Annotated in this window: 21 protein-coding genes; 11 read left to right on the top strand and 10 right to left on the bottom strand. The window is 62.3% G+C overall.

Going from position 1 to position 24,433, the window contains the following annotated elements; genetic code table 11:
* Positions 1 to 35: 35 nt before the first annotated feature.
* The gene (locus tag ISP18_RS14455) at positions 36 to 968 is read left to right on the top strand and encodes a CPBP family intramembrane glutamic endopeptidase (RefSeq protein WP_380013257.1); all 933 of its coding nucleotides are present in this window, start codon (positions 36 to 38) and stop codon (positions 966 to 968) included.
* Here ISP18_RS14455 and ISP18_RS14460 read toward each other — a convergent pair.
* From ISP18_RS14460 to ISP18_RS14470, 3 genes are all read right to left on the bottom strand, one after another.
* On the bottom strand, positions 934 to 1,407 hold the full coding sequence (locus ISP18_RS14460; protein ID WP_380013260.1) for a hotdog fold domain-containing protein: 474 nt from the start codon (positions 1,405 to 1,407) through the stop codon (positions 934 to 936). The two genes, ISP18_RS14455 and ISP18_RS14460, sit on opposite strands and share 35 nt — an antisense overlap.
* A gap of 186 nt (positions 1,408 to 1,593) precedes the next feature.
* A complete protein-coding gene (locus ISP18_RS14465; RefSeq protein ID WP_380013263.1) occupies positions 1,594 to 4,062 on the bottom strand; it encodes an acyl-CoA dehydrogenase in 2,469 nt (822 codons plus the stop codon).
* 34 nt (positions 4,063 to 4,096) lie between these two features.
* Positions 4,097 to 4,972, bottom strand: coding sequence for an alpha/beta fold hydrolase (locus ISP18_RS14470; protein WP_380013266.1), 876 nt, complete (start codon positions 4,970 to 4,972; stop codon positions 4,097 to 4,099).
* Positions 4,973 to 5,085: 113 nt separating this feature from the next.
* Between ISP18_RS14470 and ISP18_RS14475 the strand changes: the two genes are divergently transcribed.
* The 5 genes from ISP18_RS14475 (at position 5,086) to ISP18_RS14495 (ending at position 9,789) form a co-directional block, all read left to right on the top strand.
* The gene (locus tag ISP18_RS14475; RefSeq protein WP_380013269.1) at positions 5,086 to 5,664 is read left to right on the top strand and encodes a TetR/AcrR family transcriptional regulator; all 579 of its coding nucleotides are present in this window, start codon (positions 5,086 to 5,088) and stop codon (positions 5,662 to 5,664) included.
* A 180-nt stretch (positions 5,665 to 5,844) separates the two neighbouring features.
* Positions 5,845 to 7,614, top strand: coding sequence for a phosphoenolpyruvate carboxykinase (GTP) (locus tag ISP18_RS14480; RefSeq protein ID WP_380013272.1), 1,770 nt, complete (start codon positions 5,845 to 5,847; stop codon positions 7,612 to 7,614).
* A gap of 252 nt (positions 7,615 to 7,866) precedes the next feature.
* Positions 7,867 to 8,415: an RNA polymerase sigma factor gene (locus ISP18_RS14485; RefSeq protein WP_380013275.1), complete on the top strand. Its 549-nt coding sequence runs from the start codon at positions 7,867 to 7,869 to the stop codon at positions 8,413 to 8,415.
* Entirely contained in the window at positions 8,412 to 8,870 is a 459-nt protein-coding gene (locus ISP18_RS14490) for a hypothetical protein (protein ID WP_380013278.1), read from the top strand. The genes ISP18_RS14485 and ISP18_RS14490 overlap by 4 nt, the downstream gene beginning before the upstream one ends.
* Positions 8,871 to 8,883: 13 nt before the next feature.
* On the top strand, positions 8,884 to 9,789 hold the full coding sequence (locus ISP18_RS14495) for a DUF4097 family beta strand repeat-containing protein (RefSeq protein ID WP_380013281.1): 906 nt from the start codon (positions 8,884 to 8,886) through the stop codon (positions 9,787 to 9,789).
* Positions 9,790 to 9,896: 107 nt separating this feature from the next.
* Here the strand turns inward: ISP18_RS14495 and ISP18_RS14500 are convergent, their stop codons facing one another.
* On the bottom strand, positions 9,897 to 10,787 hold the full coding sequence (locus tag ISP18_RS14500; protein WP_380013284.1) for a hypothetical protein: 891 nt from the start codon (positions 10,785 to 10,787) through the stop codon (positions 9,897 to 9,899).
* Between the two features lie 283 nt (positions 10,788 to 11,070).
* Between ISP18_RS14500 and ISP18_RS14505 the strand changes: the two genes are divergently transcribed.
* Positions 11,071 to 13,941, top strand: a complete 2,871-nt coding sequence (locus ISP18_RS14505; RefSeq protein ID WP_380013287.1) for a bifunctional diguanylate cyclase/phosphodiesterase — start codon at positions 11,071 to 11,073, stop codon at positions 13,939 to 13,941.
* 43 nt (positions 13,942 to 13,984) lie between these two features.
* On the opposite strand, the gene hslO is transcribed toward ISP18_RS14505, so the two are convergent.
* The gene (hslO, locus tag ISP18_RS14510) at positions 13,985 to 14,878 is read right to left on the bottom strand and encodes an Hsp33 family molecular chaperone HslO (RefSeq protein WP_380013290.1); all 894 of its coding nucleotides are present in this window, start codon (positions 14,876 to 14,878) and stop codon (positions 13,985 to 13,987) included.
* A 116-nt stretch (positions 14,879 to 14,994) separates the two neighbouring features.
* Here hslO and mtgA point away from each other — a divergent pair, with 116 nt between their 5' ends.
* The 3 genes from mtgA to ISP18_RS14525 are packed head-to-tail and all read left to right on the top strand — an operon-like array spanning position 14,995 to position 17,241.
* On the top strand, positions 14,995 to 15,741 hold the full coding sequence (mtgA, locus tag ISP18_RS14515; RefSeq protein ID WP_380013293.1) for a monofunctional biosynthetic peptidoglycan transglycosylase: 747 nt from the start codon (positions 14,995 to 14,997) through the stop codon (positions 15,739 to 15,741).
* A 59-nt stretch (positions 15,742 to 15,800) separates the two neighbouring features.
* Positions 15,801 to 16,769, top strand: coding sequence for a glycosyltransferase family 2 protein (locus ISP18_RS14520; protein ID WP_380013296.1), 969 nt, complete (start codon positions 15,801 to 15,803; stop codon positions 16,767 to 16,769).
* A gap of 43 nt (positions 16,770 to 16,812) precedes the next feature.
* Complete coding sequence (locus tag ISP18_RS14525) at positions 16,813 to 17,241, top strand: CBS domain-containing protein (protein ID WP_380013299.1); 429 nt, start codon at positions 16,813 to 16,815, stop codon at positions 17,239 to 17,241.
* A 40-nt stretch (positions 17,242 to 17,281) separates the two neighbouring features.
* Here the strand turns inward: ISP18_RS14525 and ISP18_RS14530 are convergent, their stop codons facing one another.
* On the bottom strand, positions 17,282 to 18,547 hold the full coding sequence (locus ISP18_RS14530; protein ID WP_380015857.1) for an NTP/NDP exchange transporter: 1,266 nt from the start codon (positions 18,545 to 18,547) through the stop codon (positions 17,282 to 17,284).
* Positions 18,548 to 18,786: 239 nt separating this feature from the next.
* Here ISP18_RS14530 and ISP18_RS14535 point away from each other — a divergent pair, with 239 nt between their 5' ends.
* Positions 18,787 to 20,109 carry a serine hydrolase domain-containing protein gene (locus ISP18_RS14535; RefSeq protein WP_380013302.1) on the top strand — a complete coding sequence of 441 codons (1,323 nt, stop codon included), beginning with the start codon at positions 18,787 to 18,789 and terminating at the stop codon, positions 20,107 to 20,109.
* A gap of 207 nt (positions 20,110 to 20,316) precedes the next feature.
* On the opposite strand, the gene ISP18_RS14540 is transcribed toward ISP18_RS14535, so the two are convergent.
* From ISP18_RS14540 to gcvT, 4 genes are all read right to left on the bottom strand, one after another.
* The gene (locus ISP18_RS14540; RefSeq protein WP_380013305.1) at positions 20,317 to 21,369 is read right to left on the bottom strand and encodes an energy transducer TonB; all 1,053 of its coding nucleotides are present in this window, start codon (positions 21,367 to 21,369) and stop codon (positions 20,317 to 20,319) included.
* A gap of 346 nt (positions 21,370 to 21,715) precedes the next feature.
* Complete coding sequence (metJ, locus tag ISP18_RS14545; protein ID WP_380013308.1) at positions 21,716 to 22,252, bottom strand: met regulon transcriptional regulator MetJ; 537 nt, start codon at positions 22,250 to 22,252, stop codon at positions 21,716 to 21,718.
* A 583-nt stretch (positions 22,253 to 22,835) separates the two neighbouring features.
* Positions 22,836 to 23,237: a glycine cleavage system protein GcvH gene (gcvH, locus tag ISP18_RS14550; RefSeq protein WP_380013311.1), complete on the bottom strand. Its 402-nt coding sequence runs from the start codon at positions 23,235 to 23,237 to the stop codon at positions 22,836 to 22,838.
* Positions 23,238 to 23,330: 93 nt separating this feature from the next.
* Positions 23,331 to 24,431, bottom strand: a complete 1,101-nt coding sequence (gcvT, locus tag ISP18_RS14555) for a glycine cleavage system aminomethyltransferase GcvT (protein WP_380013314.1) — start codon at positions 24,429 to 24,431, stop codon at positions 23,331 to 23,333.
* Positions 24,432 to 24,433 lie beyond the last annotated feature (2 nt).

Consider the following 24,433-nt stretch of genomic DNA (forward strand, 5'->3'; position numbering starts at 1 on the left):
GCGTAGCCTGAGCTCCACCAATCAAGGGGATTGCCATGCAGGAAACCGTCGCCTTCCGCACGCCGGCACTCGCGCCAAACTGGCAACGCTGGCTCATTTTTTCGCCGCTCGCCCGCATCGTGATCTACGCGGCAATGGTGTTCGGCATCGGCTACGTGGTCCACAGCGGTCTTGTCATGCTGGGCTGGATGAGCAAGACAGCCACGCCGCTGCAACACGCGCTGGCCGCGCTGTCGATGCAGCTTTTGTCCACTGTCATCAGCTACCTTGTCCTTGTGCTGTTGATCGAACGCAGGCGCATGCGCGAGCTGTCCTTGCGGACAATCCCCACGTACGGCGCAGCGGGCTTGTTGGCTGGCTTCCTGATCTTCAGCATCGTGGTCGGCCTGCTATGGCTGTTCGGCAGCTATCACGTGCTTGGCATCAACGCTGACGTCAATTGGCTGCCGGCCGTGCTCGTTGCAGGTGTCGGCGCAGGTATCGGAGAAGAGATTCTCACACGCGGCGTACTATTTCGCATCGTCGAGGAAGGGCTCGGCACCTGGTGGGCACTCGCGATTTCGGCCATCTTCTTTGGTGGTGCGCACTTCTTCAATCCCGGCGCCTCACTGTGGAGTTCGCTGGCCATCGCGATCGAAGCTGGCATTCTGCTGGCGCTGGTTTTCCACGTGACGCGAACGCTATGGGCATGCATCGGCCTGCATGCCGCGTGGAACATCACACAAGGCACAATCTACGGCATTCCGGTATCGGGTGGCGATGCAAAGGGCTGGTTGATTTCGTCGCGCACGGGACCGGATTGGCTGAGCGGCGGCGCGTTCGGTGCGGAGGCCTCAGTAGTAGCGTTGGCCGTGTGCACCTCAGTGTCGATAGCGCTGCTGGTGATTGCATTGCGGCGCGGAAGCATCGTGCGGCCAAGCTGGTCACGCCGCGCTACGACTTCTTACGAGGCGACACCCACATCGTGATGTGCGCGCGGAAGACCGGTGTTCCCGTCGGATCCGTAACCTCGACGACCACCGGCCATTCCCGGCCGTTATCCACTTCGCCGAGCTGTGTTTCCGGCGTGGCAACCGCATGCATGCTTCCCTTTGCCCGGCTGAGGTATGCCACGCTCATGCCTTTGGGAATCCAGCGCGCATCCGGTGGCAGGGTCGCTTCGGCCATCACGCCTGCGCTAAGTTCGGCAAGATTGCACAGTGCAATCGCGTGCACAGTACCGATATGGTTGTGCACACGCCACCGATCGCGCATGCGAACTTCGCAGCGGCCTGGTTCCAGCGTGACGAAATACGGGGCGATGGTGGCGAAGTAAGGCGCGCGCAAACAGACGGCGCGGGAGAACAGCCAGTGACCGCAGGGCCAGCGGGTGATGCGTTGGTATAGAGAAAGCAGCGATGTGCTCACGCCTTGTAGCCCCCGTAAAACGAAGCGTCGAATGACCTCCTCCCCCTGCTTGCAGGGGGAGGTTAGGAGAGGGTGAACACTTGCGGGAAAGTCTCAGGCAAGTGTTCACCCCACCCCAGCGATCCCCTGCAAGCAGGGGAGGGAGCAGCTTCTCGGATTAATTCAGGCAAAGGAAAAATGCAGCTCTTAAGCCGCATCCGCCAACTTCTTCGGATCCTTGCGCGTGATCGCCGAGCGCAGCTCCGCCGGATCGAAATCATCCACCGAGATGAACTCGAACACGCCTTCGCGCACGCGCTTGAGCAGAGCGGCTTCGGAGGCATCGATCACACCAGCCTTCAACGCTTCATCCAGTTGCCCAAGATAATCGTGCGACTTGAACTGTCCCGCTTTCTGCGCCTTGAGGAATTTGCGCTCCACCGGTTCGGCAGCAATCACGTCCGGCAATAGCTGATTCATGCGGCCGACGGTGTTGTTGGACGTGGGCGTGAGATAGGTCCACTCCAGCAAACGATCGCGCGCTTCGCCCGGCGCGGTGATGATGGCCGCGACACGACGTCCCAGCCGATCCGACGGCGGCACTTCACGACGGCCGAACGGGAACACCAGCACACGCAACAGCCACGAAACCGGGCGCACGGGGAAATTGCGAATCGCGCCATCCAACGCCATCTGCGTGCGCCACATGCATTCGTGGAAGGCCCACGCCAGCAACGGACGATCCGCTTCCGGACGGCCGGTATCTTCGTAACGCTTCAACATCGCGCTGGCGATGTAGAGATAGCTGAGCACGTCGCCCAGGCGCGCGGAGAGCTTTTCCTTGAACTTCAGCTTGCCGCCGAGCACGCCCATGAAGGTGTCGGCGCATAGCGCCAGCGCAGCGGAGTAGCGATTGAGCTTGCGGTAATAGCGGCGCACGTAGGCATCGCCCGCCGCATCCCCGATGCGTGCGCCGGTGATGCCGAACACAAAGCTGCGCACAGCATTGGATATGCCAAAGCCGATGTGACCGAACAGCGCACGGTCGAACGTTTTCAGGCGCTCGCCGTAATCGGCAATGGACAGTGCCTGCATTTCCTTCAGCACGTAAGGATGGCAGCGGATCGCGCCCTGACCGAAGATCATCAGGCTGCGCGTCATGATGTTCGCGCCTTCCACCGTGATCGCGATCGGTACGCCCTGCCAGGCGCGGCCCGCATAGTTCTTCGGGCCGAGCTGCACGGCTTTGCCGCCGTGCACGTCCATCGCGTCGCCGGCGATCGCGCGGCCCCATTCGGTGGCGTGATATTTGGCGATGGCCGACGGTACAGCCGGTTTTTCACCGCGATCCACTGCTGCTGCCGTCGCGCGCGACAACGCAGCCGTTGCGTAAGTGAGACCACCGATCCGTGCCAGTGCTTCTTCCACGCCTTCAAAACGCGCCACGGCCAGACCGAACTGCTTGCGCATGCGCGCATACGCACCGGTGGCCGCCACCGCCATGCGCACGCCGCCCGTCGCATTGGACGGTAGTGAAATCGCGCGACCCACCGAGAGACATTCCACCAGCATGCGCCAGCCGTGACCGGCCATATGCGGACCGCCGATCAGCGTCGACATCGGCGCAAAGATGTCCTTGCCGCGCACCGGTCCGTTCTGGAACGGAATGTTGAGTGGGAAGTGACGACGGCCGATTTCCAGGCCCGACGTGCTACGCGGCAGCAGCGCGAGCGTGATGCCGAGGTCGTCCTTCTCGCCCAGCAGATGCTCGGGATCGTACAGACGGAACGCCAAGCCAACCACGGTGGCGATCGGTGCCAGGGTGATGTAACGCTTGTCGAAATTCAGCCGCATGCCGATGGTTTCGACGCCGTCGACCATCTGCTTGCAGACGATGCCGTAATCCGGAATCGAGGTGGCATCCGAGCCAGCGTACGGGCCGGTGAGCGCGAAGCACGGAATTTCTTCGCCAAAGGCGAGGCGCGGCAGGTAGTAGTTCTTCTGTTCGTCGCTGCCGTAATGCAGCAGCAGTTCGGCCGGACCCAGCGAGTTCGGTACCGCCACCGTGGAGGCCACCGTCGCCGACATCGTCGCCAGCTTCTGCAGCACTGCCGAATGCGCGAGCGCGGAGAAGCCCAGGCCGCCGTACTGCTTCGGGATGATCATGCCGAAGAATTTGTGCTTCTTGATGAAGTCCCACACTTCCGGTGGCAAGTCCCCCAGTTCGTGCGTGATCTGCCAGTCGTCGAGCATCCCGCACAGCTGTTCCACCGGGCCGTCGAGGAAGGTTTTTTCTTCCACGCTCAGTTCGGGCTTCGGCTGTTTGAGCAGTTCGTGCCAGTCCGGCTTGCCGGAGAACAGTTCGCCTTCGAAACCGACGGTGCCCGCTTCCAGCGCCGTCTGCTCCGTATCCGATAGCTTCGGCGTGACCTTTGCGAACACTTTCAGCAAGGGTGCGCTGATCTGCTTGCGGCGGAAGGCGAGGTTCAACAGCGGCAGCGCGATGGCCAGCTCGATCACCAGCAGGATCACCATCGTGATCGGTGCATGCGCCAGCAGCCCCACCACGACGGTGGTGATTATCGTGGCTATCGCCCATGTGCGCAGACTGCTGCGGTGGTAAGCGCAGGCGCCGGACGCAATGAGCGCCGCCAACACGGTCAGTAGTACGGACATCTCAACACCTCATGGCAGATGACTTGGCCACGCCCTACTGGACGCCGGCCGGTTCCAGGCTTTCGATGAAGCCTGCAATCGCGGCCGTGAATGCGTCATTCGCATCCCCGGCCAACATATGGGTCGCGCCCGGTACTTGAGCATGCCGGGCATGCGGTACCAGCGCGAGGAATTCTTCGACGGTGTGATGGGAAACCACATCGCTGCGCTCGCCGGAGAGCAGCAGCACCGGCACGTTCACCTTCGCCGCTGCCTCGAACAGGCGCGGCTGATAGCGTTCGCTCTCGCTGACCAGGCCGCCGGAAAGCAGTGCCGGATCCCAGTGCCAGCGCAGGCGGCCGTCCGCGCCTTCGCGCAGCAAGGGGCGCAACTGCTGTTCGCTCTTGCGTTCGCGACGCTGCGGCAAGTACGCGGCGATCTGTTCCGCTGCTTCGGCATAACTGGCAAAGCCATCCGGATGCGCCTGCATGAACGCCAGGATGCGCTCGACGCCGGCGGTTTCCCAGCGCGGCGTGATATCCACCAGCACCAGCGCGCGGAACGGTGCAGGTCGCATCTCGCCTGCCGTCACCAGCCCCAGCAATCCGCCCATTGATGCACCCACCAGGATCGGCGGCTCTGGCTGCGCGCCAGCGAGCGCAAGCAGATCATCGACGAATTGCTGCATGTGATAGTCGCCGTCCGGCGCGCGATCGCTCTCGCCATGGCCGCGGCTGTCAAAAGTGATGCAGCGGCAACCGCGCGCGGCCAACGTGGCTGACGCGGCGCTCCATGCGCCGCGGGTCTGGCCGAAGCCATGCGCGAACAGCAAAGTGGGCGCGCCCGACGCATGACGCACATCGGCCGCCAGCGACAGGCCGTCTGCCGTAGCGAATGCGGTTCGGGTGGCTTGATGCGATTCCATACGCATGAGTATGGGTTGCGTGCCGGGACAGCGTCAACCCACCCCAGAATCGGCCGTTTCCCGCGGCCCCGCGTGCTGGTACGGCCCAGTTTGCCGCCCGCATGGGCTACCATACGGCAATGAATGTCCGTCAAAAACCCGAACGCACGCGTCTTTCCGCCGAAGACTGGGAAGACGCCGCACTCAACCTGATCGCCGAACAAGGCGTGGGCGCGCTGGCCGTGGAAGCGTTGGCTCGTCAGCTTGGCGTCACCAAGGGCAGCTTCTACTGGCATTTCCGCACCCGCGAAGCGCTGCTGCAGGCCGCGCTGGAACGCTGGGAGCAATACGGCGAACGCGAAATCATCAACCAGATCGAATCCATTCCCGATCCGCGCGAACGCCTGCCGGAGCTGTTCCGGCGCGTGGCGCACGAACTTCATCCGCATCGCGTGTACGCGGCGTTGCTGAAGGCACTGGATCATCCGCTGGTAGTGCCGGTGATGGCGCGCGTTTCCAAGCGGCGCACGGAATTCCTGCACGTGGCCTATACCGAAGCCGGCATGGGATCCGGCGAAGCGCTCAACCGCGCCCGCCTCACTTACGCCGCCTACGTCGGCTTTCTGCAGCTGAATTTCACGCTCGGTCTGCCGAGGTTGTCGCACGAAGAGTTCGACGCCTATGTCGAACACATGATCGCTACGTTGATCCCGGCTTAACGCCGCAGGGTTGTAAATCAAGCATCGGAAATCGTAAGGGCGGGATGCGACCGCCCTTACGAATATCTGTGCTCGATTTTCGATTTAATCCTACTTATGCTGCACTCAACCTTGAAAGGCCAGTTACCGTAACTTACCGTCGCGCCTATCATTTATGGCCATACCAAAAGTGAGGGAAACATGACGAGCAAGCTTGCGGCGCTTGAACGATGGGTGCAGGACGTAGCAGCCAAGACCCGTCCCGCGGCAATTCATTGGTGCGATGGTTCGGACACCGAATATCAGGCGCTGGTGCAGCAGATGCTGCAGACCGGGGACCTGATCGAACTCAATCAGCAGACCCATCCGGGCTGTTATCTGCATCGCTCCCATCCGTCCGACGTGGCGCGCGTGGAGCACCTCACCTTCGTGTGCACCGAACAGAAAGCGGATGTCGGTCCAAACAACAACTGGATGGCGCCTGACGAAGCGCACGCCAAAATCGATGCGCTGTTCGACGGCTGCATGGAAGGCCGCACCATGTATGTCATTCCGTACTGCATGGGGCCGATCGATTCACCGCTCTCGCGCTGCGGCGTGGAAATCACCGACAGCCCGTACGTAGTGATCAACATGCGCACGATGACGCGCATGGGCGCCGCGGCGCTGGCGCGCATCGAGCGCGAAGGTCATTTCGTCAAAGGCCTGCACTCCATCGGCGAGCTCGATCCAGAGCGCCGCTTCATCATGCATTTCCCGGAAGAGCTGACGATCAAGTCGTATGGCTCCGGCTACGGCGGCAATGCGCTGCTGGGCAAGAAGTGTCACGCGTTGCGCATCGCCAGCTTCCAGGCGCAGCGTGAAGGATGGCTGGCCGAGCACATGCTGATTGTCGGCATCGAGAATCCGCAGGGCCAGACGCACTACGTCGCCGCCGCCTTCCCTTCCGCTTGCGGCAAAACCAACCTGGCGATGCTGATTCCGCCGGAAGGCTATCGCCGGAACGGTTGGCGCGTGTGGACCATCGGCGACGACATCTGCTGGATGCGTCCGGGCGAGGATGGCCGCCTGTATGCGATCAATCCCGAAGCCGGATTCTTCGGCGTAGCACCGGGCACCAGCGAGAAGAGCAATCCGAATGCGCTGACCTCGATTTCGCACGACACGATCTTTACCAACGTCGCGCTTACCGCCGACAACCAGCCATGGTGGGAAGGCCTGCCCGGCACGCCGGTGGTCGACTGGCAAGGCCGCCCGTACGATCCGGCCAACGGCCCGGCCGCGCATCCGAACTCACGCTTCACCGTGAGCGCCAAGCAATGCCCAACCTGGTCACCCAAGGCCGAAGATGCGCAAGGTGTGCCGATTAGTGCCATTGTCTTTGGAGGCCGCCGTCCGTCGCTGCTGCCATTGGTGATGGAATCACGCGACTGGGCGCACGGCGTGCTGATGGGCGCAGCCATGGGTTCGGAAACCACTGCAGCTGCCACCGGCGCGGTGGGTGTACTGCGCCGCGACTCAATGGCGATGAAGCCGTTCTGCGGCTACCACTACGGCGACTACTTCACGCACTGGCTATCGTTCGACAAAACCGGCACCAAGCTGCCCAAAATCTTCCACGTAAACTGGTTCCGCAAAGGCAAGGACGGCAAGTTCCTGTGGCCTGGCTTTGGCGAGAACCTGCGCGTGCTGGAATGGATGATCGCGCGCGTGGAAGGCAAGGCGCGCGGCATCGAAACACCCATCGGCACCGTGCCGGCCGCTGGCGAACTCAAGCTGGATGGCCTGGATCTGCCGCGCGAAACGCTGATGGAACTGCTCGATATCGACGCCTCCGGCTGGCAGGCCGAACTGCATGCCATCGGCGAGTACCTGGACAGTTTCGGCGACCGTCTGCCCGCACAACTGCGGCAAGAGCAGCAACGCGTCCACCACGCTTTGCAGACGCCGCGCAAAGCGGCGAATGCCTGACCGGGAACGGGGAACGGGGAACGGGGAACGGGGAACGGGGAACGGGGAACGGGGAAAAGCGTCGCACGGCAAAGGTGTGTCGCTTTTTCCGTACCACTGTTCTCATCGGAAATTCCAACTCACCTCACCCTTCACGCTCCCCGTTCCCTGTTCCCTGTTCCCTGTTCCCCGTTCCTTGCTCTAAACCCATCGCCCCCCAGCCGCATCCAAGCTGGCAAGATGATTGCCGCTTGTATCGCCACCGGAAGCGCTATGCCACCTGCGCTCGCTGCGGGAAACAACGAAATGGATGACGTACGCGCGGCCGCGGCAGGCGACCGCCAGGCGTTCCAGCGCCTGTACCGCCAGCACGCAGGACGCATCCATGGCGCCATGCTGCGATTGTCCGGCTACGATCATGCGCGCGCCGAGGATCTTACGCAGGATGCATTCGTGCGCGCATGGCAGAAACTGGACAGTTTCCGTGAGCAAAGCTCGTTCGGCACTTGGCTTTACCGGTTGGCGGTCAATGTGGCACTGATGGACATCCGCGCGCGGGGCGCCGATCCGGTCGGCTATGTCGACCAGGAGAACGTTCCCGAGCATGGCGAAACCCCGTTCTGCGCCGCCGAGCGCGAAGAGCTCGAGCGCGCGATCGGCAAGCTGCCACCACGGGCACGCGCGGTACTGGTATTGCACGACGTGGAAGGTTGGCGCCACGAGGAAATCGCCAACGAACTGGAGATGGCAGTAGGCTCATCCAAGGCGCAACTGCATCGTGCACGCGGCTTGTTGCGCAAGGTACTCGGAGATGTGCGATGAATGAATTCGAATGGCTGCGCCAGATGCGCGACTTGAACCAGCCGGTCGCTCCACGGAACGATCTGTGGACGCGCATCGATGCTGCGCTCGACGATGACGCATCAAGTGAAGCTACACCTTCGTTGCCGGTCCCACGTGCGCGACATCGCCGCGTGTGGGCATTGGCAGCCAGCGTTGCCGCCGTCGTGGTATTGGCCGGCGGCATCGTTTGGCGCATGCAAGTGACGCCGCATAACGCCACATCGGTTGCTGCCAACAGCACGAACATCAACAACGCGTCCTGGAAACCAAGCGACCCGCGCCTGACTGGCGCCGCGCTTGTACTGGATGCAGCGCGCTTGGAACTGCAACAGGCGATGCAGCAAGCTCCCGATTCACCCGCCCTGCAGCGCCTGCTGCAACGAACCCACGCGCAGCAGAACCAGTTGCGCGAACTCGAGAAACAAGCCGGCTGAGGACATAACAACGATGAAAAACGCCCGCTATCTGCCGCTGTTGCTCTGCCTGCTGCCGGGAGGGCAGGCTTTTGCCGATACCCCGCTGAATATCAGCCACCCCGCGGCTCCCACCGTGCACGTCACCATCAGCAACGTCAAAGGCGAAGTCACCGTCACCGCCTGGGATCGCAACGAAGTGCACGTGGGCGGTCAACTCGGCGACGGCGCAGAGCCGCTCGCTATCGATGGCAGCGAAAACAACCTCATCATCAACGTACAGGCCAAAGGCCACGGCGGCTGGTTCAACTGGAACGGCGAGAACGCCATGGAGCCCAGCACGCTGGACATCAACGTGCCGCGCAGTGCGTCGGTGAAAGTGAACGTCGTCAGCGCACCACTGAGCGTGGACGGCATCAACGGCGGCGACATCGAGGCCAACTCGGTCAGCGGCCGCGTGCGCATCAATGCGCAGACGCCAATGCTCAACGTCGTCGCCGTGAGCGGCAACATCGCTTTCTCCGGTCATGCCAAGCAGGCGAAGCTGCAGTCGGTGAGCGGCGACATTCTTGCGCCGTCGCTGGGCAATTCGGTGGAACTGCAGACTGTCTCAGGCCGTATCCAAGCTGGCGGCGGCCCGTGGCAACAACTCAGCCTGAGCACGGTATCGGGTGACGTACAGCTCACCGGAAATCTTGCTGCGGACGGCAACATGAGCATCGACAGCATGAGCGGTGACGTGCAACTGCAATTTCCCGCACCGCTCAACGCCAACCTGCACGCCAGCACCTTCAGTGGCGACCTGCGCACCGATTTCGGCACACCCACACGTCCGGAACATGGTCCAGGCAGCACGCTCGACGCGGTGGCCGGCAACGGTAATGGAAAGATCCACATCGAGACCTTCAGCGGCGACTTGCGGATCAGGAAGGGCGAATGAAAAAGCCAGGGAACGCGACATGCCTCGTGCGCAATGTTGACGTTTCCCGTTCCTACTAACGAAAACGCCCCCGGCATGCGGGGGCGTTTTTTTGCGTTCGGTATGGATCAAAGATCCTGGTGATATTGCACGTACGGCGTGCGCGATTGATCCGGTTCCGGCGGACCGGCCGGCGTGTTCACCGCACTGCCAGACGACCATAGGTTCTGCGCGCCGAAGCTCAACGAACCCTGCCACGGCAGGCGCCATGTCACGCCCAGATCGATGCTGTTCCACCGGCGCTCGGCATTGAGCATGCCTGGCACCGCCGTGCCAGGCTCGGGGTACATCGTGCGACCTACGATGCTGGTACTGACCGGACCGTGTTCGATGCCGAAGCTCAACGCCTTCTGATCCAGCGCATTGAGGCCCAGCTGATTACCCGGAAGCAGACGAATGCGCCCCATGCTTGCGCCAAGCAGCACGCCGCTGTTGCCGTTCAGCGCGAAACGGCCGCGTGCGTTGAGCTGCGTGCTGCTGTCGAAATCCGACAGACCGTTCACGCCGGGCACCGCGCCAGGCAGCACGCGCGGCAGCGGTGTGGGACTGGGAGCCTGATCCTGCGCAACACTCACGCCCAGGCTGTAGCGGCCGGCATTGTACGTGGCGCCCACTTCGCTGCTAATGATGCGCGGCTGCGTCACCCATGAGCGCTGCGTGACACTTGCCTGCGCCGATACGTTCGGCGTAACGCCATATTGCACGGTGCTGGAATTGACTGTGCCGCCGGCAAGCGGGTTGACCGACAGCAAGGTGTTGTTGCTCTGCGCATCCGCTGTCGTGCCGCTCTGCGCCTGCACCAGCAATGAGCCCGGTGCGGGCTGCTGCTGAGCGCTCTTGATCGAGATCTGCTGTTGCTGCATCCATGCGGTATTGCTGATTTGATCGCCGGACAGCGTCTGCCCTGCCGCGATGAGCGGCATGCACAGCAGCGGCAATGTCAGCAGCGATCGGCGCATGAAATTTCGAGACTGATTCGGCAGACCCATCCGTACCTGGACAGTGCGGATTCCCGGAGTTCAGTATACCTTACTTTACTTTTTACTAACAACCGGAAAAGGCGCGTTTTTTTGCGGCACGGTCGGCCAAAACAGTGACATGAACAACTACTTGGTGGCACGGGGGATGCATAGGAAGACCATCCTTCCACCTGGTCAAAGAAAGCCATGTGCACCAACACATGACGGTATCTTCACGATATATAGTCATCCGACGCACCGCGCATGGACACGCCCACAGGTCATGAGTTCAATGCCAGACAGCCGCAATTTCGCGACAGAACCCGGCGGAGTCCTGCCGGTGGAGCTGCGCGAGACGCTGGAGCGGCTGTTTCGGGCAGCGGATGCGGATGGCGTCTTGAAGATCTGCGAGACGGCGCTGAACCAATTGGGGCTGCAAGGAACGCTCCGTTGGCTGCCACCGGAAGCCGAGGGCGCCGCGGAGCAGGGTCGGCTTAATCTGGCTAGCGATCCGCAGAGCCTGAGAGTACTGGCCTTGGAGGGCGAAGCCGCCCTTCTGAACCAGGCAGCGAATTCTGAACTGGCCTGGCTGGGTCGGCTGGCCGGCATCCGCCTGCGCCAGTTGAGTGAAACCGGGCGGCTCTACGAATCCATTTCCCGGCTGGCCATGGCCGAGCGGCTGCAGCGCGCTCTGTACGCCATCGCCGAGCTGGCCGGCACCGCGCACAACCTGGCCGAGATGATGCAGTCGCTGCATTCCATCGTCGGCATGCTGATGTACGCGGAGAACTTCTACATCTTCCTGTATGACCCGGTCAGCGACAGCGTGCGCTTTCCGTATTACATGGACACGGTCGACCAGAAGCCGCCCGCGCCGGACGAAAGCTATCCGCTGCAGGACATGCGCTACAGCCTCACCTGGAACCTGCTACAAAGCGGCCAGCCCATCATGGGTTCGGTGGAGGAACTGGCGCGCCAGCTCGAAGGCCGCTTTGCGCTGGTGGGTCCCGCGTGCGAACACTGGCTGGGCGTGCCGCTTATGCGCTGCAGCCAGGCCGTTGGCGGCATCGTGGTGCAAAGTTATCGCTCCGACACGCATTACACGCACCACGACCGCGACCTGCTCAACTACGTCGCTCAACACATGCAGACCGCGCTTGAACGACGCGAAGCACACGCCGAGCTGGAACGGCGCGTGGCCGATCGCACCGCGGCATTGCGTGCCACCAACCGCGTGCTGCGCCAGCAGGTGTTGCAGCGCCAACGCGGCGAGCGCCTGCAATCGGCGCTGTTTCGCATCGCGGAGCTGGCCAGCGCGCCGGAGAGCCAGCAGAACTTCTACGCCGCCGTGCACCGCGTGGTCGGCGGTCTGCTCTACGCACGCAATTTCTACATCGCGCTGCTAGACGAAAGCGACCAGAACATCACCTTCCCCTATTCGGTGGACGAGATCGATAGCGCGCGCGCGCAGCGTCCCGTCGCCAACGGCGCCACCGAATACGTGCTCAAACACGGCAAGCCGCTATTGGCCGATCGTCAAACCTTCGAACGCCTGGCCGCCGCCGGCGAATACCAGGAAATGGGCGCGAAATCGGTGTGCTGGCTGGGCGTGCCGCTGGTGTGGGACGACCGCGTGAAAGGCGTGCTCGCCGTGCAAAGCTACTCGCCTAAACACATCTACGACACGCGCGACCAGGAACTGCTCACCTTCGTCAGCTACCACATCGCCAACGCGCTGCAACGCAAGCAGACCAGCGAATCGCTGAAGCAGGCCTACATCAATCTGGAACGCCGCGTCACCGAGCGCACACGCGCACTGGCGCTGGCCAATCGCGATTTGCGCGAGCAGATCGCCGAGCGCGAACGCGTCGAACGCCGGCTGATGTACGAAACCTTGCATGATTCGCTGACCGGCTTGCCCAATCGCACCTTGCTGCTGCAACGGCTGGGTCAGGCGTTGCAGGCGTATCACGCCGATCCGAACAAGCTGTTCGCGGTGCTGTTTATCGACCTGGACCGTTTCAAGGTAATCAACGATTCGGTCGGTCATTTGATCGGCGACGATCTGCTATTCCAGGCCGGTAGCCGCATCCGCGCCTGCCTGAAGACGCGCGATCTGGTGGCGCGCCTGGGCGGTGACGAATTCGCGGTACTGCTGGAAGGCATCAGCGATGCCGGCAAGGCGAGACTCGTCGCCGAACGCATCATCGAAGAACTGCACATACCGTTCCGGTTGGGCATCAAGGAGATCTTCACCTCCGCATCAATCGGCATCGCCCTGCCCGGCCCGCATTATCAGCAACCGGAAGAACTGCTACGCGATGCGGACGCGGCGATGTACCGCGCCAAGGACGAAGGCCGCCATCGCGCCGCGGTATTCGACGATCGCCTGCGTCGCGAAGTGCTGTCGCTGTTGGAAATGGAAGGCGATTTGCGCCGCGCGCTGAGCCGCAATGAATTCGTGCCGTTCTACCAGCCGATCGTGGCGCTGGATGACGGCCGCACCGTCGGCTATGAAGCGCTGCTGCGCTGGCGCCATCCGGTGCGCGGCCTGCTCTGCCCGGGAGACTTCCTCGCCGTCGCAGAGGAAAACGGCAGCGCAGAAAGCATCGACTGGCAGATCTTCGAGCAAATCGCTTCACAGGCCAGCACGCTGGCGGGTACCGATGGCTTCGTCAGCCTCAACGTCTCCGGCCGGCATTTCCGGCAATCCGATCTCGATGACCGGCTGCTCGATCTGATGCGCGCTCATCGCGTGAATCCGCGCTCGCTGCGCATCGAAGTGACCGAGCGCACGCTGCTGGAAAATCCCTCGCAAGTAAAACGCATGCTGGACAACCTGCGCCAGCACGGCGTGAGCATCGCGCTCGACGACTTCGGCACCGGCTATTCGTCACTCAGTTATCTGCACCAGTATCCGATCGAAACGCTGAAGATCGATCGCAGCTTCATCATCGAACTGGCCAAGGCGAATAGCCACAGCGTGCCAGTGGTGCGTGCGATCCAGGTGCTGGCCGATTCGCTGCAAATGCAAGTGATCGCCGAAGGCATTGAGGACGATGCGCAGCGGCAGGTGCTGCGGCATATCGGCTGCCGCTTCGGCCAGGGGTTTCTATTCGCGCACCCGGAACCAGTCGAGGTGTGGCTAAAGTAGGTTGGGCAAGCGAATGCTCACCCCAACCTACACCGCAAGACGGTTACTGCACCGTCGAACTCGCAGCCGCGCCGCCACTCAGCAGGTGCTCCGCATCCACGCGATCGAAGGTATACGTGCGCGCACAGAATTCGCAGGTGACCTCGATCGTGCCGTTCTGCGACGCCAGCGTGGCTTCGATCTCTTCGCGACCCAGTGAGCGCAGCATGGCTTCCACTCGCTCGCGCGAGCAACTGCAGCCAAAGGCGAGCGGACGCGGCTGAAACAGGCGCACGGTTTCTTCGTGGTAGAGGCGATACAGCAGCTCCTCCGACGGCGTGCTGAGCAATTCGTCACGACCGAGCGTGGCGGTGAGATGCTCCACACGCGGCCATCCATCCTCGTCCTGTCCCGCATCGTGGCCACCTTCGCCCGGCACTTTCTGCAGCATCAGCCCAACGGCATGCTGATCGTCCGCCGCCAGCACAAAGCGCGCGGGCAACTGCTCGGACTGCTGAAAGTAATTTTCCAGCGCACCCGCCAAGTCCGGATGACTCAGATCGACCAGGCCCTGATAGCGCTGTCCACGCTCGGCCTGGCCGATGGTGATGGCCATCATGGCTTGCGGCAGTTCGCTCAAGGCCAACGTGTCGGGCACCTCATCGTTCCAGCGTGCCAGGCCGCGCAGGCGGCCGGCATCGGTGCATTCGGCGAACAGTAGCCGCAAGGCGCCCTTGCTCTTCAATTCGACCGACAGCGCGCCGTCGAACTTGATGTTGCCGGTCAGCAGCGCGCTGGCGGCTAGCGTCTGGCCCAGCAGATCCAACAGCGGCGCGGGATATTCAGCTCGGCTGGCGACCTCGCGCCAGGCCGCGCCCAGCCGCACGATCACGCCCCGGACGCCGGCACGTTCCAGCAAGAAGCGATGGAGTACATCCTCGGCAAGCACGGTTTCCACGTGGACAACCTCATCAAACGGCAAGGAGCGCGATATGGGGGTTCGCGCCGGTAGGAACAATAGCTCGCGGCGGCGCCCTCCTATACTGCGTAGGCTCTTTCACGCCGATCGAATCCATGTCGCATCTTCCACTTTTTCGCCGTCTGTTGCGTTACGCCGGTATCGTGATCCTGTCATGGGTCGCCCTGAGCTGGTTCGTGGTGCTGGTGCTGCGCTTCGTGCCGCCGTGGACCTCGGCCGTGATGATGGAACGCCGCCTGGATGCCTTGATCCATGGCGAAAAAGATTTTCAGCTGCACCAGCACTGGGTGCCGTGGTCGCGCGTCTCGCCGTGGGTGCCGGTGGCGATGGTGGCCGGCGAGGATCAGAAATTTCCGTTCCACCACGGTTTCGACTTCAACTCCATCGAGAACGCCATCGACGCGGCCGACGATGGCAAACGCCTGCGCGGCGCCAGCACGATCAGCCAGCAGACGGCCAAGAACCTGTTCCTGTGGAATGGCCGCAGCTTCGTGCGCAAAGGGCTGGAGGCGTATTTCACCGTGCTGCTGGAGCTGATGTGGCCGAAGCAGCGCATCCTGGAGGTGTACATGAACATCGCCCAGCTCGGCGACGGCATCTATGGCGTGGGCGCGGCCAGCGACGCGTACTTCCGTGCATCGCCCGCGCAGCTGGGCCCGTCGCAGGCGGCGCGCCTGGCGGCGGTATTGCCTAGCCCGGACCGGTTCCACGTCGACCGTCCCAGCGGCTACGTACTGGAACGCGCGCGCTGGATCGAGCAGCAGATGAACCAGCTCGGCGGACCTGCTTACCTGCAAAGCCGCCAGCCGCCGCGCGACGTGCGCCCAGCGCGACGGCGTTAGAGCACTGCCGCCGAGCCAACGTTTACACTTCGCTCGTCTGCTTGCTTTCCGGATCTTGCATGCCGCAGCTTACGGTTGTCGTTCCTGCCTACAACGAATCGGCCGTGCTCGCCGCCTTTCATGAGCGGCTGAGCACGGTGCTGGACCAGCTGCCGCTGGCCTGCGACGTGCTGTACGTGGACGACGGCAGCCGCGACGACACCTGGGCGATCATGCAATCGCTGGCCGCCGCCGATCCACGTGTGGGCACACTGAAGCTGTCGCGCAATTTCGGCAAGGAAGTGGCCTTGACCGCCGGGCTGGACCACGTCGACGCGGATGCCGCGGTAGTCATCGACGCGGATCTGCAGGATCCGCCCGAGCTGATCCCGCAATTGGTGGAACAATGGCAAGCCGGCTACGACGTGGTGTATGCCACGCGCAGCGCGCGCGCCGGCGAAACCGGTTTCAAACGTTTCACCGCGGCGGCGTTCTATCGCGCCATGGAAGTGATGTCCGACGTGGCCGTGCCACGCGATACCGGCGATTTCCGGCTGCTCTCGCGCCGCGCCCTTGCCGCGCTGAGGCAACTGCGCGAGCGACAGCGCTTCATGAAAGGCCTGTTCGCGTGGATCGGCTATCGCCAGACCTCAGTGAAGTATCTGCGCGATCCGCGCCTGGCCGGCAAGACTAAGTGGAATTACTGGCGTCTCACTCAGCTTGCCATCGAAGGCATCACTTCGTTCTCCAGCGCGCCGCTGAAGCTCGCCACCTGGACCGGCTTGGCCGCCGCCGTGCTGGCGTTTCTGTTCGGGCTGAAGGTGCTACTGAAGGCGCTGATGCACGGCGATCCGGTGCCTGGCTACCCCAGTCTGATGGTAGTGGTCCTGTTCCTGGGTGGCATTCAGTTGCTCGCGCTGGGTGTGATCGGCGAGTACCTGGGTCGCAATTACACCGAGAGTAAGCAGCGGCCGCTGTATTTCATCGAGGAAGAAAGGCTGCCCGCGTCGCGCGCGGCGGTTCACACCGATAAAACACAGCAGCGCTAAACTGGTCCCACGCGGCCATTGCGAGGCCGCCGGGGAGGTCTGGATGCGTCAGGTCAAGCATTTGCTGGACAGGAAGGGCAGTGACATCTTCGCCGTTGCGCCGGAAGCGCCCGTGCTCGAAGCGATCAAGCACATGGCCGAGCGAGGAGTCGGCGCATTGCTTGTCATGCGCGGCGAGCAACTAGTGGGCATCGTTTCCGAACGCGACTACGCGCGCAAAGTGATCCTGCAGGGTCGATCGTCGGCACAGACGCCGGTCTCGGAGATCATGAGCAGTCCGGTGCTCACCGTTACACCCGATACGGACGTCTTCGACTGCATGCGACTGTGCACCGACAGCCGCGTACGCCATCTGCCGGTGATACAGGGTAATCGCGTGATGGGCGTGATCTCAATCGGCGACCTGGTCAAGGAAGTGATCAGTGCGCAGGCCGAGCAGATCGAGCAATTGCAGCGGTACATCACGAGTTGAAATTCGGAAACGGGGAATAGGGAACGGGAAACATAAACCCTCACGCAAGGTTTTCGTTCCCCGTTCCCTGTTCCCCGTTCCCTGCTTTGATCTCCGGCGCCAGATCGGGCGACGTGGCTGCCTTGCGTGCAATCCACGCGGCCAGCGAGGAAGCTCCCACGCCGATGAGGGCAATGCTGCCCACGCCGATGCCGAGCTTCACCATGCCGCTGACGCCGGTGGTGATCACCACATCACCGAAGCGCCACACGGCAGTGTCCACGAAATTCTTGCCCTTGTAGCGCGTCTCGCGCGGCACCCGCGTGTAGAGCGCATCGCTGGCCGGCTTGGTCATGCCGTACATGAATCCTCGCGTCCCTACCATCATCAACGCCAGCAACGGCACGCCGTAGCCGAGTACGTCCAACTGCGCGTGTCCGCCCAACGCCACCATCACCAGCAGTCCCAGGTTCACCAGTTGCGGCAACACCATCGCCCAGACCGCGCCGCGATGCATCAGCAGCCAGCGTGACAGTGTGAGCTGCAGCAGTGCGCCGAGCAGGTTCACCGCCAAATCGATGTGCGCGTAGAACGCCGTACGCACGGCGGTCGAGGCGAGATGCGCCTTGGCGTAGTCGGCCACCAGCGCGTAGGCCAGCGTGCCGACACCATCGCCCAGCAGCATCAGGATCGCCATCCAGCGCAGAAACGGACGCGACCACAACTCCCGCACACCAGCCCATAGCGAACCGCCGATCGGCTGCTCGCCCGCACCACCTTCCGCGCGTTGCACGGATATCTGCAACAGCAACGCCAAGGAGGCGGCGAGCATCGCCGCCGATATCAGCAGCAACGGCGCCACGCCGATCCAGCCAACCAGCAGGCCGGTCACCGACGGACCGACGATCGCACCCGCCATCCCACCCAGCGCAATCAACGGAAACACTTCGCGCGCGCGCCGGCTGTCGAAGACATCCGCCATGAAACTCCAGAACAGCGAGACCACGAACAGGTTGAACACGCTAACCCAGATGAAAAACACCACGCCCAGCGCATGCGCGCCGATGCGGTCCTGCGCCAGAAACGCCGGAATGAACGCCAGCAGGCACGCGATGAAGAAGCTGTAATTCCAGACCAGCAGGCGCCGCCGCGGAAAGCGTGCCACCAGCGCGCCGAATACCGGCGTGAGCAACAACATGGCCACAAAGGTGGCGGCATAGAACAACGGCAACTGTGCAGAACCCACTGCACCGCCGAGTTGATCGCGCACCGGGCGGATGATGTAGTACGAGGTCAGCACGAAGAAGAACGCGAGCGCTGACACCATCGGCGTGGCGTCGTGACGCGCGGAATCGGAGGACGGCAAACGCACCGGGTGGCTTCCAGCGGGAGGCGGCGCAAGACTAGCATGCTGCCATGACGCATATTCTCGTGCGGAAAGGCGGCGCCCAACGTCACGCTGTTGTGACCTTGCCCGAAGTACAGGACAATCCGGCGATACCCATGGACGATCCCACCAGCCCATGACCCGAGGCGTGGCACCACGCCCGAAAGAAGCCGAGTAGCATGCAGTTTCGTAAGCTTTCCCTGCTGATCGCCGGTTCACTCGGCATTGCGGCCATCTTGATTCCCGCGTCAGCCACGCGCGCCGGCTCCTCAACCACGCAACTGACCGCCGACATTCGCACCACACCGCGCGACGTCACCGACGAGAGCGCCACGCTTCCACCCGAACACATCAAGGCCGCGCTCGATGCCTATTCGCACTGGCTGGACGTGGTAGCGCAGCGCAATGAAGTGGCCGGCCTCGCCACCGCAGTGGTGGTGAACAACAAGGTCGCCTTCGAGCGCACCATCGGTTATGCCGATGCCGATACGCAGGAACCGATCACGCCCGCCACGGTATTCCGTCTTGCCTCGCTCTCCAAGGCGTTCGCCACCGCCGTCACTGGCTTGCTGATCGAAGATGGACGCTTCAACTGGGACACCAAGCTAACCGATGCGCTGCCATTCTTTCAACTGAAAGATGCGCAGGCCTCCGGCGCGGTCACCGTGCGGGACATTCTCGGGCAACGTCTGGGGCTGCCGCACAATACCTACGATCAGATGCTGGAAGACAACGTTCCTTACGAGGAACTGGTGCGCAAGCTGGATGAGGTGACCCTCACCTGCAACGTGGGCCAGTGCTACGGCTATCAGAACGTCGCCTTCAGCCTGATTGGTGACCTGATCTATGCGGAAACCGGCGACTTCTTCTATCACCAGGTCGACAAGCGCATCTTCTTTCCGCTCGGCATGACCACCGCCAGCTACGGTCGCGAAGCGCTGGAAAGCAGCAAGAGCTGGGCGCGCCCGCACCGTCCGCACGGCGCGCATGCGTGGGAGTCGTTCGATCCGAAGGAAGCCTATTACCGCGTGGCACCGGCGGCTGGCGTAAACGCCAGCCTGCGCGACATGGAGCAATGGCTGATTGCGCAGATGGGCGGACGCCAGGACGTGCTGCCGCAACCGCTGTTGGATGAGCTGCATGCGCCCGGCGTAGACACGCCGAGCGAAATGCACGCCACGCCGTGGCGCCACGCGCGCGTCACCACCGCCAGCTACGCGCTGGGCTGGCGCGTGTTCACCTATGCGGGCGAAACCATGATCTTCCACGCCGGCTCGGTGGAAGGCTATCGCACGATGATCGCGTTCTTTCCGAAATACCGTGTCGGCATCGTGTCGATGTGGAACTCGCCGGGCGCGGTTGGCACCGACCTGATGCCGATGGTGTTCGACACGATGCTCGGCCTGCCGCACGTAGACTGGGCCGGAGTGGAAAGCGATCCGCCGGCGAATCGGGCGGCGCCGGTGAAGGCTCGGCACAAGTCACGTCGTCACGGTAGCTGAGCAGATCAGCGCCCTACCGTGAACCTGCGGTTGAAGTGATCTCCATGCATACCTCGCCGTCATATCAGCGCAGCCACGTAGGCTGGGATTGCCTCACAGCCTACTCGCTGATTGATCGATCCCCGCAAGATTGTCCCCTCACCCTAACCCCCGATCGAGTCGAGGGCAGGCCCCTCTCCCCGAAGGGGAGAGGGAACGGTTATAGGATCACTGCGCGCTGTTGAGCTTGAACTCGATGCGCTTCTGCTGCTGCGAAGCGGTCGCGGTGCCATCGCGCATCGCTGGCGAGAACTTGGCGCGGCGCAGCGCATCGATGGCGGCATTGTCGAACACGTGCCGCGGTTCGGCGCTGGTCACCTGGATATTAGTGACGCTGCCGTCCACATTGACCGTGTATTGCACGTCCACCCAACCTTCCTGGTTGTTGCGAAGCGCCGCAGACGGATAGCGCGGACGAATGGTCGAGATCGGAATGGCGTCGCGCGTCTCGCTGCCACCCGCCGAAGTATTCGCGGTGGCCACCTGGTTGCTCGTCGTCTCGACCGGCTTCTTGGTTTCTTCTTCCTTGGCCCTCTGCTGCGCGGCCAGTGCGGCCTGCTGCTGCGCGGCCTTGTCCGCCGCAGTCTTATCGGCGAGCGCCTTATCTGAAACAGCCTTGTCAGCAGCGGCCTTTTGCGCAGCCAGTTCAGCCTGGTGCTGCTGATCGAGCTGCTTCTGCTGCTCCTGGTCGAGCGTCTTGCGCTGTGCATCCAGCTTGGAGCGCAGGATGGTCAGTGTGTAGTTGGTGGGGTCGACCTTGGTCAGCAGATCGATCTCGCGCTGGGCTTCATTGAAGTCGCGCTGGTTGATCGCCTGCTCCACGTTGCTGGCCGCGAACGGGAACGTCTCGCGCAAAGCATCGGCTGCCACCTGGTTGCCGGGTTGCTTCTGCAGCACCTTCAGATAGAACTCGAAGGCGTTGTTACCGGCCGGCGCGATGACGCGCTGCTGGTTCATTGCACTGCGCGCTTCAGTCAGCAGATCGTTAAGGCTCATCGCCTCCACGTTCACCGGCGGCGCGGCGGCCTGCTGCTGGCTGGCACTGACAGGTGTGGACGGATGCCCCCCGGTGTCCGCCGTCATCAAGTCCTGGTGAGGCTTGATAATGAGGAACCAGGCCACGACCGCGAGACCCGCGACAATGGCAAGGACGGCAAAAATGATGGGCTTGGTAGCCCCGCGCTCAAACGAGCGCGCATGACGACTATTTCGGGTATCCATGATTTTTCACTAGCTGCAGTGGCATCAGATACCCGCGCTTTCCCCCCTGTTATCCAGGAGCGGCTTTCCCCTAGGTTCGCCGCGGCGCGGATGGAGCAAAGGTAACCTGATTAGGGCGGCACAGCAAATGTGGAGACTTTCACGAAAAGCCGTGAAGCGCGCTGGTAAAGGGAGGCAAGAGTGAGGCAGAGCAACTGCCATACCTATTTCTCATTTTCGGAGGCCGAAAATGAGGCCCCCAAAATGAAGCGTCCCGGCACATGGCCGGGACGAAACGCTTTCGAAGCACCTCCCTGCGCTGGGCACCGCAGGGAGACAAATCGAGTGAAACGTCTAATTGTTGTGCTTACTTCTTGCTTGCCTTGGGGGCCTTGGAGGCCTTGGTGGCTTTCACAACTTTGGCAGCGGCGGCCTTCTTGGCGGTGCGCTTGCGCGTCGCCTTCTTGGCAGCCTTCTTGGCGCCAACGCGCTTGGCGGTGGCTTTCTTCGCGCCTACGCGCTTGGCACCCGCCTTCTTGGCGGTCTTGCGCGCGGTGCGCTTCTTGGCGGTGGCCTTCTTGGCGACCGGCCGCTTGGCAGCAGCTTTACGGGTGGTTTTCTTGGCGGCTTTCTTCGCCGACTTACGTGCAGTTTTCTTGGCAGTGGCCATAGTGCGTCTTAGCTCCTCATCAGTTGGCAGTGGTTGCCCAGTAAAAGCGTGGAGGAACGCCTCAACCAGCAAATCGCTGTTCGTGGCGTGCCTCAAATTGTGCACCTGCCGGTACGTGCGCAGGTCCGACAGCAGTCGCAATACATGCATGGGTATCGAGACAGTGATCTTTCTTACTGCCTCTGCTTTCTCGCCATGTTCTACGTAAGGCTGGATGTATTTCGATGCCACCATTGGAAACGTTCCCCGTTTATGGTGCGAAAGCTATTCCCGAACATTTCAACTGTCAATTGATTTTTGCCATGAAATCAATCCCTTCGCCCCGACGACCGGTTGATATCGTGGTCGGGAGGAAGGTATTTCAATCATCAAATGCAATGCGAGCAGCCGTCCAAACGTCCAGAAAATTCGCCTCGCGAGTTTTTAGAAAAAGGCCAAAAACAAGCTAAAAAATGTGATTTTTCTCATCCGCGCTGATACACGCACGACAATGATTTAGGCAATGCAGCCACGCCATATGCGACGCCGTTCCGGCTGCCCGAAAGGGTGATCCGGGAGCATGAACGAATTTAGACCGAAGGACGCCCGAACGGGTGCCGAAGACGGTCCAAGACACCCCGAACACCCTCGTTGCGCGCCGAGCAGACGCGCCGCTGCGTACATGCGACGGACGTTCGCGACGATCGTTCGCGATGTCTGCCATGCATTTTTTTCATCCTGCGAACGACATCGTGTTGCGTTCTTCCAATGGCAACGCATGCCGCCAATATGACAACGGCCGCCTAAGCGGCCGTTGTCGAAACACACGGATCGAGCGTCAGTGATCTTCGTTCTCGATCAGTTCGGCGTAGGCGTCGGCGTCGAGCAGTTCATCCAGTTCGCCGCGATCGCTGGCCTTGACCACGAACAGCCAGCCGTCGCCGTAAGCATCTTCGTTGATGGTTTCGGGCTTGTCGGCCAGGCTCTCGTTCACCTCGACGATCTCGCCGGATACCGGCGAATAGATGTCGGATGCGGCCTTGACCGATTCCACCGTGGCCGCGCCGGTGCCGGCCTGCACCGTAGCGCCCACTTGCGGCAGTTCGACGTACACCAGGTCACCGAGCTGCTCTTGTGCATGGTCGGAGATGCCCACGCGAATCAACCCGTTGTCTTCGACACGGGCCCACTCGTGGGACTTGAGGAATTTCAGATCGCCGGGAATCTCGCTCGCGCTCATGGTCGGGTCCAGTCGTTGGTTTCGATCAGGGGTTGGAAGTGCGAATTCTAACTGCTGACGTTGCGGGATTGGGACACCTCCCGCCGACGTGCTTTAGATGCCTTCGCAGGCTTTGCCGTCGCGTACGAACGGAAACTTCACCACGCGCACAGGTACTTCGCGGCCGCGGATATCGACCCGCACGTTATCGGCGACGCCCGCCGGCACACGCGCAAACGCGACCGATTTGTTCAAGGTGGGTGCGAAGCCACCGGAAAGAATCTCGCCTTCGCCTTGCGGTGTCAGCACTTTCTGGCCGTGGCGCAGCACACCTTTCTCATCCAGTACCAGGCCGACCATCGCGTGCGGAACGCCGGCAGCCTTCTGTGCCTCCAGCGCTTTGCGACCGATGAAATCGCGGCCTTCGTCGAGCGAAATCGTCCAGGCCAGGCTGGCTTCCCACGGCGTGACATTTTCGTCCATGTCCTGGCCGTAGAGATTCATACCGGCTTCCAGTCGCAGCGTGTCGCGCGCACCCAGCCCGCACGGTGCCACGCCGGCGCCAGCCAACTCCTGCCACAAAGCAACGGCCTGTTCCTCGGGCACTATGATTTCGAAACCGTCTTCGCCGGTGTAGCCGGTGCGCGCGATGAACAGCGGCGCACCATGCGGGCCTTGCGCGGCCGCGGCAGCGAAACGGCCGAGCTTCTCGATGCGCGGACGATCCACCTCGTGCAGCAGGCCGATTACCTTGGCGCGTGCGTGGGGGCCCTGCACGGCGATCATCGCGAAGTCCGGACGCTCCTTCACCGTGACGTCGAAGGCTTTCGCTTGCTGCTCGATCCAGGCCAGATCCTTGTCACGCGTGGCCGCGTTGACCACTAAGCGGAAGAATTCATCGCCGAGGAAGTAGACGATCAGGTCGTCGATCACACCGCCCTGCTCGTTCAGCATACAGGTATACAACGCCTTGCCCTGCACTTTCAGCTTGTCGACGTTGTTGGCCAGCAGATGGCGCAGGAAATCGCGCGTGCGTGCGCCGTGCAGATCGACAACGGTCATATGCGACACATCGAACATGCCAGCATCGCGGCGCACGACATGATGTTCTTCGATCTGCGAGCCGTAGCTGATCGGCATGTCCCAACCGCCGAAGTCGACCATGCGCGCGCCGAGTTCGCGATGGGTGGCGTTGAGTACGGTCTTCTGGGTCATTG

The sequence above is a fragment of the Dyella humi genome, assembly GCF_044904605.1.
GTDB lineage: Bacteria > Pseudomonadota > Gammaproteobacteria > Xanthomonadales > Rhodanobacteraceae > Dyella_B > Dyella_B humi.